Origin of the sequence: Vibrio satsumensis, assembly GCF_050337435.1 — a bacterium.
GTDB lineage: Bacteria > Pseudomonadota > Gammaproteobacteria > Enterobacterales > Vibrionaceae > Vibrio > Vibrio satsumensis.
In genome coordinates, this window is the sequence record NZ_JAKJSX010000017.1 from 16,979 (window position 1) to 26,995 (window position 10,017).

General features: G+C 44.2%; 13 protein-coding genes and 1 pseudogene. 9 read left to right on the plus strand and 5 right to left on the minus strand.

The features are described 5' to 3' along the window. Nucleotides 1-10: 10 nt before the first annotated feature. The 8 genes and pseudogenes from secY to L4C44_RS20190 all read left to right on the plus strand — a co-directional run bounded on the left by secY (nucleotide 11) and on the right by L4C44_RS20190 (nucleotide 5,848). A complete protein-coding gene (gene secY, locus L4C44_RS20155; RefSeq protein WP_004738781.1) occupies nucleotides 11-1,345 on the plus strand; it encodes a preprotein translocase subunit SecY in 1,335 nt (444 codons plus the stop codon). Between the two features lie 41 nt (nucleotides 1,346-1,386). After that, complete coding sequence (rpmJ, locus tag L4C44_RS20160; protein ID WP_000868186.1) at nucleotides 1,387-1,500, plus strand: 50S ribosomal protein L36; 114 nt, start codon at nucleotides 1,387-1,389, stop codon at nucleotides 1,498-1,500. A 148-nt stretch (nucleotides 1,501-1,648) separates the two neighbouring features. Beyond that, entirely contained in the window at nucleotides 1,649-2,005 is a 357-nt protein-coding gene (gene rpsM, locus L4C44_RS20165) for a 30S ribosomal protein S13 (RefSeq protein ID WP_004738779.1), read from the plus strand. A gap of 19 nt (nucleotides 2,006-2,024) precedes the next feature. Beyond that, nucleotides 2,025-2,414, plus strand: a complete 390-nt coding sequence (rpsK, locus tag L4C44_RS20170; protein ID WP_004738778.1) for a 30S ribosomal protein S11 — start codon at nucleotides 2,025-2,027, stop codon at nucleotides 2,412-2,414. A gap of 31 nt (nucleotides 2,415-2,445) precedes the next feature. Further along, entirely contained in the window at nucleotides 2,446-3,066 is a 621-nt protein-coding gene (gene rpsD, locus L4C44_RS20175) for a 30S ribosomal protein S4 (protein WP_004738777.1), read from the plus strand. Between the two features lie 22 nt (nucleotides 3,067-3,088). Further along, nucleotides 3,089-4,081: a DNA-directed RNA polymerase subunit alpha gene (locus tag L4C44_RS20180; RefSeq protein WP_004729813.1), complete on the plus strand. Its 993-nt coding sequence runs from the start codon at nucleotides 3,089-3,091 to the stop codon at nucleotides 4,079-4,081. 24 nt (nucleotides 4,082-4,105) lie between these two features. Next, a complete protein-coding gene (gene rplQ / locus L4C44_RS20185) occupies nucleotides 4,106-4,486 on the plus strand; it encodes a 50S ribosomal protein L17 (RefSeq protein ID WP_004729812.1) in 381 nt (126 codons plus the stop codon). Between the two features lie 190 nt (nucleotides 4,487-4,676). Further along, nucleotides 4,677-5,848, plus strand: a pseudogene (locus tag L4C44_RS20190) (IS3 family transposase). 132 nt (nucleotides 5,849-5,980) lie between these two features. Here the strand turns inward: L4C44_RS20190 and L4C44_RS20195 are convergent. Further along, on the minus strand, nucleotides 5,981-6,475 hold the full coding sequence (locus L4C44_RS20195) for a DUF2780 domain-containing protein (RefSeq protein WP_428805625.1): 495 nt from the start codon (nucleotides 6,473-6,475) through the stop codon (nucleotides 5,981-5,983). Nucleotides 6,476-6,609: 134 nt separating this feature from the next. Then, entirely contained in the window at nucleotides 6,610-7,230 is a 621-nt protein-coding gene (gene bamJ / locus L4C44_RS20200; protein ID WP_008220519.1) for a BamJ family beta-barrel-assembly machinery protein, read from the minus strand. A 213-nt stretch (nucleotides 7,231-7,443) separates the two neighbouring features. On the opposite strand from bamJ, the gene L4C44_RS20205 reads away from it, so the two are divergent. Then, nucleotides 7,444-8,028, plus strand: a complete 585-nt coding sequence (locus L4C44_RS20205) for a LysM-like peptidoglycan-binding domain-containing protein (protein ID WP_428805626.1) — start codon at nucleotides 7,444-7,446, stop codon at nucleotides 8,026-8,028. A gap of 59 nt (nucleotides 8,029-8,087) precedes the next feature. Here the strand turns inward: L4C44_RS20205 and L4C44_RS20210 are convergent, their stop codons facing one another. From L4C44_RS20210 to L4C44_RS20220, 3 genes are read right to left on the minus strand one after another with little or no spacing between them, the layout of a single operon-like run. Beyond that, a complete protein-coding gene (locus L4C44_RS20210; protein ID WP_210446789.1) occupies nucleotides 8,088-8,936 on the minus strand; it encodes a DMT family transporter in 849 nt (282 codons plus the stop codon). After that, nucleotides 8,936-9,388, minus strand: coding sequence for a GNAT family N-acetyltransferase (locus L4C44_RS20215; protein ID WP_428805627.1), 453 nt, complete (start codon nucleotides 9,386-9,388; stop codon nucleotides 8,936-8,938). Before L4C44_RS20215 ends, L4C44_RS20210 begins: the two co-directional genes overlap by 1 nt. Before the next feature lie 57 nt (nucleotides 9,389-9,445). Further along, nucleotides 9,446-10,012, minus strand: coding sequence for a Crp/Fnr family transcriptional regulator (locus L4C44_RS20220; protein WP_285953126.1), 567 nt, complete (start codon nucleotides 10,010-10,012; stop codon nucleotides 9,446-9,448). Between the last annotated feature and the right edge of the window lie 5 nt (nucleotides 10,013-10,017).

A 10,017-nucleotide genomic window follows, 5' to 3' on the forward strand; every position in this document is an offset into this window, starting at 1 on the left:
CGAGGTACAGATGGCTAAGAAACCAGGACAAGATTTTCGTAGTGCTCAGAGCGGCTTAAGTGAACTAAAGTCGCGCTTATTATTCGTAATTGGTGCACTTTTAGTATTCCGAGCCGGCTCTTTTGTGCCGATCCCTGGTATTGACGCAGCTGTACTTGCCGATTTGTTCGATCAGCAAAAAGGTACCATCGTTGAAATGTTTAACATGTTCTCCGGTGGTGCTCTTGAGCGTGCATCTATATTAGCATTGGGTATCATGCCGTACATTTCGGCATCGATCGTAGTCCAATTGCTAACTGTAGTTCATCCAGCGTTAGCGGAACTCAAGAAAGAGGGTGAAGCAGGCCGTCGTAAGATAAGCCAATATACACGCTACGGCACGCTTGTACTTGCAACATTCCAAGCTATTGGTATCGCAACAGGCTTACCAAACATGGTCGACAATCTGGTTGTTATCAACCAAACCATGTTTACGCTTATTGCTACCGTGAGTTTAGTAACTGGTACCATGTTCTTAATGTGGTTAGGTGAACAAATCACTGAGCGAGGAATCGGTAATGGTATTTCCATTCTGATTTTTGCAGGTATTGTTGCTGGATTGCCTTCTGCAATCGGTCAAACAATCGAGCAAGCGCGTCAAGGTGAATTGCATGTGCTTCTTCTGCTGTTGATTGCTGTATTGTCTTTTGCTGTTATTTACTTCGTAGTTTTCATGGAACGTGGTCAACGCCGTATCGTCGTTAACTATGCGAAACGTCAACAAGGTCGTAAAGTTTTTGCAGCACAAAGCTCTCACTTGCCTCTTAAGATTAATATGGCAGGTGTTATTCCAGCGATTTTCGCATCAAGTATTATTTTGTTCCCAGGAACATTAGCGCAGTGGTTTGGTCAAAATGGTGAAAGCAGCGCGTTCGGTTGGTTAACTGACGTGTCATTAGCTCTTAGCCCAGGTCAACCTTTGTATGTAATGCTTTATGCAGCAGCTATCATCTTCTTCTGTTTCTTCTATACAGCGTTGGTGTTTAACCCACGTGAAACAGCTGATAACTTGAAGAAGTCTGGTGCATTCGTACCCGGTATCCGCCCAGGTGAGCAGACAGCGAAATATATCGATAAAGTGATGACTAGACTAACCCTTGCGGGCGCTCTATACATTACTTTTATATGTCTGATTCCTGAATTCATGATGGTCGCGTGGAACGTTCGTTTCTACTTCGGCGGCACATCACTACTAATCGTAGTGGTAGTTATCATGGATTTCATGGCACAGGTACAGACTCATCTGATGTCACAACAGTATGATTCTGTGTTAAAGAAAGCGAATCTGAAAGGTTACGGCCGTTAATTCGGTGGTAATTATTTCGATTCCATTTACGGAGTTTAGCAATGAAAGTTCGTGCTTCCGTTAAAAAAATCTGCCGTAACTGTAAAGTTATCAAGCGTAACGGTGTCGTTCGCGTGATTTGCAGTGAGCCAAAGCATAAGCAACGCCAAGGCTAATTAGCAGAAATTTTTACTTGAAATACAAGGTAGAGTCGAGTATATTCCTCGGCCTACCTTTTGCGTGCAAAAGAAGTAGTATGCCGCAGCGTATCCATAACGGGCTTTGCTGCGGATAATTCTTTTATGAACCCCTTAGGAGTGAATAATGGCCCGTATAGCCGGCATTAACATTCCTGATCATAAGCATTCTGTAATTGCACTTACTGCAATCTACGGTATCGGTAAAACTCGCTCTCAAGCTATTCTAGCTGAAGTGGGTATTGCTGAAGATGCTAAGATCAGTGAACTAACTGAAGAGCAGATCGATCAACTGCGTGATGGTGTAGCTAAGTACACTGTAGAAGGTGATCTACGTCGTGAAGTATCGATGAACATCAAGCGTCTTATGGACCTTGGCTGTTACCGCGGTCTTCGTCATCGTCGCAGTCTACCACTACGTGGACAGCGTACTAAAACCAACGCTCGCACCCGTAAGGGTCCGCGCAAGCCGATCAAGAAATAGTCGGATAAGGTAGAGTACAATGGCAAAACAACCAACTCGCGCGCGTAAGCGCGTACGCAAGCAAGTAGCTGATGGCGTAGCGCACATTCATGCTTCTTTCAACAACACAATCGTAACTATCACTGACCGTCAAGGCAACGCTCTTGCATGGGCTACAGCAGGTGGTTCAGGTTTCCGTGGTTCTCGTAAATCTACTCCGTTCGCAGCACAAGTTGCAGCTGAGCGTTGTGGTGAAATGGCTAAAGAATATGGCCTAAAGAACTTGGAAGTTATGGTTAAGGGTCCAGGTCCAGGTCGCGAATCTACTGTTCGTGCACTGAACGCTGCTGGTTTCCGTATCACTAACATTGTTGATGCGACACCAATCCCTCATAACGGTTGTCGTCCACCTAAGAAACGTCGCGTTTAAGTTTCGTTTCTAGGAATATTGGAGAAAGATCATGGCAAGATATTTGGGTCCTAAGCTGAAGCTTAGCCGTCGCGAAGGTACTGACTTATTCCTTAAGTCTGGTGTCCGTGCGATCGATACCAAGTGTAAAATTGATAACGCACCAGGTGTACACGGCGCTCGTCGCGGTCGTCTATCTGAGTATGGCGTTCAGCTTCGTGAGAAGCAAAAAGTTCGTCGTATCTACGGCGTTCTAGAAAAACAATTCCGCAACTACTACAAAGAAGCTGCACGTCTTAAAGGCAACACAGGTGCAAACCTGCTTCAGCTTCTTGAAGGTCGTCTTGATAACGTAGTTTACCGTATGGGCTTTGGCGCTACTCGTGCTGAATCTCGTCAACTAGTTAGCCACAAGTCTATCCTAGTTAACGGTAAAGTTGTAAACGTTCCTTCTTTCAAAGTAGCGGCAAACGACGTTGTTTCTATCCGCGAGAAAGCTAAACAGCAATCTCGTATTAAAGCGGCTCTAGAAGTTGCTGAACAACGTGAAAAGCCAACTTGGATTGAAGTAGATGCTGGCAAAATGGAAGGTACATTCAAGCGTATGCCTGAGCGTTCTGACCTATCAGCTGACATCAATGAACACTTGATCGTCGAACTTTACTCTAAGTAAGGTTAAAAAAAGAGAGGACACAATGCAGGGTTCTGTAACAGAATTTCTTAAGCCGCGTCTTGTTGACATTGAACAGATCAATACGACACACGCGAAAGTAACTCTTGAGCCATTAGAGCGCGGTTTCGGCCACACTCTAGGTAATGCTCTTCGCCGCATTCTTCTATCTTCTATGCCGGGTTGTGCCGTAACAGAAGTTGAAATCGAAGGTGTGCTACACGAATACAGCACTAAAGAAGGCGTTCAGGAAGATATCCTGGAAATCCTTCTAAACCTTAAAGGTTTGGCTGTACGCGTTGCTGAAGGCAAAGATGAAGTGTTTATTACACTGAACAAATCAGGCTCAGGCCCTGTTGTTGCAGGTGACATCACCCACGATGGTGATGTAGAGATCGCTAACCCTGAGCACGTAATTTGTCACCTAACGGATGACAATGCTGAGATCGCTATGCGTATCAAAGTAGAACGTGGTCGTGGTTACGTTCCAGCTTCAGCTCGTATCCATACTGAAGAAGATGAGCGTCCTATCGGTCGTCTACTAGTTGACGCTACTTACAGCCCGGTTGATAAAATCGCTTACGCTGTAGAAGCGGCACGTGTAGAACAACGTACCGATTTAGACAAGCTTGTTATCGATATGGAAACGAACGGTACTCTAGAACCTGAGGAAGCAATCCGTCGTGCAGCTACTATTTTAGCTGAACAACTGGATGCGTTCGTAGATCTTCGTGATGTACGTGTACCTGAGGAGAAGGAAGAGAAGCCAGAATTCGATCCTATCCTACTACGTCCTGTAGACGATCTTGAACTAACAGTTCGCTCTGCTAACTGTTTGAAAGCAGAAGCGATTCACTACATCGGTGATCTTGTACAGCGCACTGAGGTTGAGCTACTTAAAACGCCAAACCTTGGTAAGAAATCTCTTACAGAGATTAAAGATGTGCTTGCTTCACGTGGTCTGTCTCTAGGCATGCGTCTAGAAAACTGGCCACCAGCGTCAATCGCTGAAGATTAATCGAAAAGTTAGAAGGATTAGGTCATGCGCCATCGTAAAAGTGGTCGTCAACTCAACCGCAACAGCAGTCATCGCAAAGCGATGTTCAGCAACATGGCTAGCTCTCTTGTTCGTCACGAAGTTATTAAAACTACCGTGCCTAAAGCAAAAGAACTACGTCGCGTAATTGAGCCATTGATTACCCTAGCTAAGACAGACAGTGTTGCTAACCGTCGTCTTGCATTTGCTCGCACTCGTGATAACGAAGTTGTGGCAAAACTATTTAATGAACTAGGCCCGCGTTTCGCGGCTCGCCAAGGTGGTTACACTCGCATTCTTAAATGTGGTTTCCGTACTGGTGATAAAGCTCCAATGGCTTACATTGAGCTTGTAGACCGCCCAGCTGCTGAAGAAGCTGCTGAGTAATCTATACTAGATTCTTAATACAAAAGCCGAGCATTAGCTCGGCTTTTTTGTATCTGTAGAATAAGGAAATCTATACTAAGTAATAGCACCACGATGTTTGGCATTTTTGCTTGTCTTATCTGCTCCATTTTTCAAAAATATCTGATATGACCCCATAAAAGTAGACACTTAATACAGAGCATTGAGTGTAATGAAAGTAAAATCACAAAGACAATATACAGACGAATTTAAACGAGAAGCTGTTCAGCGATCTCTCGATTCTTCTGACACCGTTAAGTCAATAGCACTATCCTTAGGAATATCGCCGGTGCTACTTTCTAAATGGAGATGCCAAATGACGTCGAAGAAGACTAACTCCCTCCCAATACCTAACCACGGTCCCGAAACATCCGTTACACAACTGGAGAAAGAGATCCGTCAATTGAAAAAGAAGCTTGAGATGGCAGAGCTGGAGAATGATTTCTTAAAGGAAGCGAAGGCTTTCTTCGACAGCCAAAAAGAATAAGGTTCGAGTATATCCTTAAGAAGGCCAGTGTGAAGCTTCCTGTCATTCGACTATACCAATGGTTGGGCGTTTCTAAAGCGGGTTATTAGAAGTGGCTAACAAGGAAACCATCGAAGCGAGAGACAGACAATGAGTCTTTAAGTCACTACTTGAGGAGAGAAAGCGAAGCTCAGTATTGTATTCCAGGCTATCGAAAGCTTTGGGAAGCAGCAGTCGCTAACGGCTTTATTTGTAATAAAAAGCGAGTACAGAGGCTTTTGCAGAATATGGGCTATCGCTCTTGCGCGAGCAAGAAGCGATATGGACGAGCGCCAAGACAAAATACGCTTATACCTGCCTATAACATTCTTGCCCGTCAATTTAAGGTGGATAAACCCGATCGAGTTTGGGTGTCAGATATCACTCAGGTGCGCTGTACTGATGGTTGGCAATACCTGTGCGTCGTCTTAGATTTGTTTTCACGCAAAGTGATTGGTTGGTCGACAATTCGTATTAATAACGCAAAGTTAGTGCTAAGAAGCCTGAATAAGGCTTGGGAACAAAGGCAGCCCTTAGGTCACGAGCTTTTGTTTCACTCCGATCAAGGTATACAGTATCGAGCGTTGGAGACGATCCGTTGGCACCGTAAACGAAAGATTAAAGTCAGCATGTCGAGAAAAGGAAACTGTTGGGATAACGCTTGTTCCAAAAGTTTCTTTGCGCAATATAAGAAAGAGTGGATGAACAACTTAGATCAGCTTTCACGACAAGAAATGACGATGCAAAATCGAATTTATATCGATACCTATTATAATCCAGTAAGAAGACATGGGACTCTAGGTGGAGTGAGTCCCATGGACTTTGAACTAATCAACTAAATCCCTGTGTCTACTTTTTAGGGGCCATATCAATATCATATCTCGTATCTCAAATATCTTTTCTTTCACGCATAAAAAAGAGCACCGAAGTGCCCCTATCAGATTTCCATACTAGCTATTAATAATTAGCTATTATTGCCATACAGCAGCAAGTGAATCCATTAGACCGCTTGTTGCGCCTTGCGACTGCAGTGCTTGAAGAACGATTGGCGCAAATGTTGAAACCATCGATGAGTCCATTCCTAGACTTGTGAAGGCACTTTCAACCGCACTTTGCGAGTTAAGTAGTGATGATAGTCCAGTTGACTCAAGAGTCGACATGCCAGGAATAAGTGTCGCGAGTTCTTTGTTGTCGGCTGTGCCAAGTGAATTTTGTGCAAGGGCCAACATTGAACCGATGCCGCCAATTGCTTGATCGCTGGTAACAGAAGCTTGGTCAGCGACAGTATCTGCAAGAGGTGTTGTTTCATTCTGTTGAGACCACATATTCACTGCTGCCATTAGTGCAGTTTGTGATAGTTGGGAATAATTGGTATTTGATGATGAACTGGTTTGTTCTGAGTCGCTAGTGCTAGCGCAAGAGACAACAGCAAGGCTGCTTAAAACTGTGATGAGTACTTTCTTCATTATTCGTCCTTAAGTAATAAAGTAATTTACTCTTTCACTATAAACGAAAAACGGCGATGTAGTCACATCGCCGTTGGATTATTTCAATTTTATTTGCCTATAGTATTTTGTTTTACTATAGGATTTTATAAAAATTAAAGAATTGCTAGAAGTTCTACTTCAAATACTAGAGCAGCAAATGGTGGGATTGCAGCACCTGCGCCGCGCTCACCGTATGCTAGATCTTGAGGGATGTATAGCTTCCACTTAGAGCCAACAGGCATCATTTGTAGAGCTTGTACCCAACCTTGAATTACGCCAGTTACTGGGAATTCAGCAGGTTGACCGCGAGATACAGAGCTGTCGAAAACAGTACCGTCAGTTAGTTCACCGTGGTAGTGAACACGTACTTGCTTGTCTGCAGTAGGGATTTCGCCAGTACCTTCAGTTAGTACTTCGTACTGAAGACCAGACTCAAGAACTGTTACTTCTGAACGAAGAGCGTTGTCAGCTAGGAAAGCTTCGCCGTCAGCAGCAGCAGCTTTAGCTAGTTCTTGACGTGCAGCTTCACCACGAGTGTGTAGCTCTTGTAGTGCGTTGTTGATTTCGTCAACTTCGATAGCTGGCATGTCACCAACTAGAGCTGTTGCAATACCAGCAGCGATTGCGTCAACGTTTAGGCCTTCAAGACCAGAACCAGCAAGTTGTTGGCCCATTTGTAGACCGATACCGTAGCTAGCTTTTTGCTCTACAGTTTCAAATTTTACTTCAGACATGAAAAGTCACTCTTTTTGTCAGTACGAAAAGGGTAAGAATACCAGTATTAGCAGCGTGAAGAAACGGCTAGCCCCTGATCACTTACGCTTTACCGTGTCCAAATCACAGCTATGTCAATTTTCTTGCTTTGGTCTCTGTTGTAGCGGAAAGATCTATACTGTTGGTACTTTGGTTTTTATACTGTAGTTATTCAATGTATAGGACGCTGTGGCATGAATCGTCGTCAAAAGAAAAAACAGAAAGTAGACCACTTAGCAGAATTCAAGGATCGACTGAATCAGGTCAAAGAGAAGTTGAGTTCGATCGATATGAAGAAAATAAAAACCTCAACAGTGCAAACTTGGGGGTCATTGCCGAAGTTACACCAAAGACTGTTGATGGTGATTTCTCCGATCGTACTGATATTACTTTTTGTGCCGCTACCAGAACCTAAAGTAGACGCTGCGCCAACAACATCGCGCGTTGAGCTTGAGATAAACACCGTTGGTTTAAGCGAACAGCAAAATGCCAAGAGCAGTTCATCAGAACTGAGTAACAACAATTGGCAGGAGTACCTCGTAAAGCAAGGGGATACGTTAGCGCAGGTTTTTAGAAACAACGATTTACCGTTGTCGGATTTGAACGCGCTAGTGCGTATTGAAGGCTCAGACAAACCACTAAGTCAGATTCGTAAAGGCCAACTAGTTCGATTCAAACTTGCCGAGACCGGGCAGCTGGACATTCTTCAGTTAGAAAAAGGCGACACTTCGGTAATGTTCTTCCGTTTATCTGATGGTGGCTTTGGTCGCAGTAAATAGATGAATAGTGGTCCTGAGTTAAAGCATTTCACCAGACATAGATAGACAATAGAAAAGAGCTAAGCATTAGCTCTTTTTTTTGGTCGCTTGAAAGGGGCCAGCGGTAAGATGATCAGCATAATTCCAATAAAGGTTAATGTGTCTGGAATCTCATTGAACCATATAGCACCGATCAACGCGACAAACACCAACCCTGAATACTCAGCCAAAGCAATTTGGCTAGAGTGTGCTTTTTGATAGGCAGCAACCGCAAGGCCGTTGTAGCTCAATATCAGTGTTGCACTCAGGGCGATGTATCCCAAGTGTTCGACAGATACCGGTTGCCAGTATAGGAAGCACAGTATCAATGATGCAGGAATAGAGAATAAGGTTGTCCACCACAGCGTAGTGACCACCGTTTGTTCGCTAGGAAGCTTTCTTACCAATACATTAAATAGTGCGAGGGTAAGTGCTGTGCCTAACGCAAACAGTGCTGCCCAATGAAATTGTGATGGCCTCAATACAATTAATGCACCAATAAAACCTATGGTCGTGGCGATAACCTTGCCGAGTGCCGGTTGCTCTTTCAACAGCAACATAGATAGAGGTAACATCAACAGGGGGGCGACGTAAAATACTGCGTTGGCGGTAGCCAAAGACAAGTGGGTGATCGCGACCACCATACACCCACTGCCGATTAGAATTAACTGACCTCGAACGAAGGTGACCTTGGCTTGTTGTAAGCGGCGCTGTGCTTTGTTTTGTTGCAGCCACAGAGGGGTAATGAGCAACAGGGATATCAGCTGACGGAAAAAAATATACTGAAGAGGCGGTACTTCGCCGTTCAATAATTTCACGGCTACGTCAGAGAGCGAGGCAAACAGGTTACCTGCAATCAGCAGTAGGATACCGACAGTGATATTCGACATTACTTCTCTAATCTCATATCGACGTGCGGAATATCGTCTTCCAAGTACATCTCAGAGATCGTCTTGAAGCCGTGGCTCGCATAGAAGTTTTCTAAGTGTTGTTGCGCACCAATATCGATAGTCGTGCTCGGCCAAAGAGCATCACAGCGTGTTAACGCTTCTTTTATCAATTGATGTCCTAAACCATCACCTCTTGCCGATTGCTTAGTCGCCACTCGGCCGATGCTCGTGTTGTCGTAAGAAGTACCTGGTGGTAACAAGCGTGCACACGCCACCAGTTCTGCGTCAGCATAGCCAAGCAAGTGTTCAACACCTGCGATTGTATCTTTACCATCGAGCTCTGGATAAGGGCAATTTTGCTCAACGACGAACACATCTACTCGTAATTTAAGTAGTTGATAAAGCTGTTGTGTTGAAAGTTCAGAGAAGGGAATTGAGTGCCAAGTGATCATGTTTACATCCAGAGGTTATCGATGCTCTGAATGTACTATGTGCGATGATTATTGGCATTAACTATTGTTAATTCGACCTTTAATTCTGCTAAGGCTGATTGCAGTTATACCTAGGTAAGCGGCAATTTGATTGTCGTTCAAGCGCTGTTCAAGGTCGGGATAGTGTTCGCAGAACAGCTGATAACGTTGCTCTGGTGTATAGAGCAGCATGAAGCGTTCTTTGTTTTCCTTATGCATCAGTTGAGTTTCTAATAGCTTTAAATACAAAGGATTATTTGATGCACGCCACTCGATAACCGCATTCATTGGCAGCTCTAACATTGTGATGGGAGTCAGCGTTTCTAATAGGTAAGGAGACGCTTGGTTCTTTATCAAACTCTCGAAGCCAATTATCCAATCTTGTTCCCAGTAGAACTCTTTGCTGTACTGTTTACCGTCATTGGTCAGGTAGCAAGCATGGCACAAGCCTTCAAGCACGAAGTAAATTGATCCTGCCATCTCTCCTTGATTGATTAGGATGTGTCTGGTTGGCAGCTCAAGTGGCTTCGCGACAGCTAGTAGCGATTCAATCTGGCTTTCAGAGAAGTCGAAGCTTTGTAGTTGTTCGATAAAAGAGGTGTGCATGAAAA

Coding starts and splice junctions, on each gene's coding strand:
- rpmJ (WP_000868186.1), top strand. CDS start 1,387: ATGAAAGTTCGTGCTTCCGTTAAAAAAATCTGCCGTAACTGTAAAGTT.
- rplQ (WP_004729812.1), top strand. CDS start 4,106: ATGCGCCATCGTAAAAGTGGTCGTCAACTCAACCGCAACAGCAGTCAT.
- rpsK (WP_004738778.1), top strand. CDS start 2,025: ATGGCAAAACAACCAACTCGCGCGCGTAAGCGCGTACGCAAGCAAGTA.
- L4C44_RS20215 (WP_428805627.1), bottom strand. CDS start 9,388: ATGATCACTTGGCACTCAATTCCCTTCTCTGAACTTTCAACACAACAG.
- L4C44_RS20210 (WP_210446789.1), bottom strand. CDS start 8,936: ATGTCGAATATCACTGTCGGTATCCTACTGCTGATTGCAGGTAACCTG.
- secY (WP_004738781.1), top strand. CDS start 11: ATGGCTAAGAAACCAGGACAAGATTTTCGTAGTGCTCAGAGCGGCTTA.
- L4C44_RS20220 (WP_285953126.1), bottom strand. CDS start 10,012: ATGCACACCTCTTTTATCGAACAACTACAAAGCTTCGACTTCTCTGAA.
- rpsM (WP_004738779.1), top strand. CDS start 1,649: ATGGCCCGTATAGCCGGCATTAACATTCCTGATCATAAGCATTCTGTA.
- L4C44_RS20205 (WP_428805626.1), top strand. CDS start 7,444: ATGAATCGTCGTCAAAAGAAAAAACAGAAAGTAGACCACTTAGCAGAA.
- L4C44_RS20195 (WP_428805625.1), bottom strand. CDS start 6,475: ATGAAGAAAGTACTCATCACAGTTTTAAGCAGCCTTGCTGTTGTCTCT.
- bamJ (WP_008220519.1), bottom strand. CDS start 7,230: ATGTCTGAAGTAAAATTTGAAACTGTAGAGCAAAAAGCTAGCTACGGT.
- L4C44_RS20180 (WP_004729813.1), top strand. CDS start 3,089: ATGCAGGGTTCTGTAACAGAATTTCTTAAGCCGCGTCTTGTTGACATT.
- rpsD (WP_004738777.1), top strand. CDS start 2,446: ATGGCAAGATATTTGGGTCCTAAGCTGAAGCTTAGCCGTCGCGAAGGT.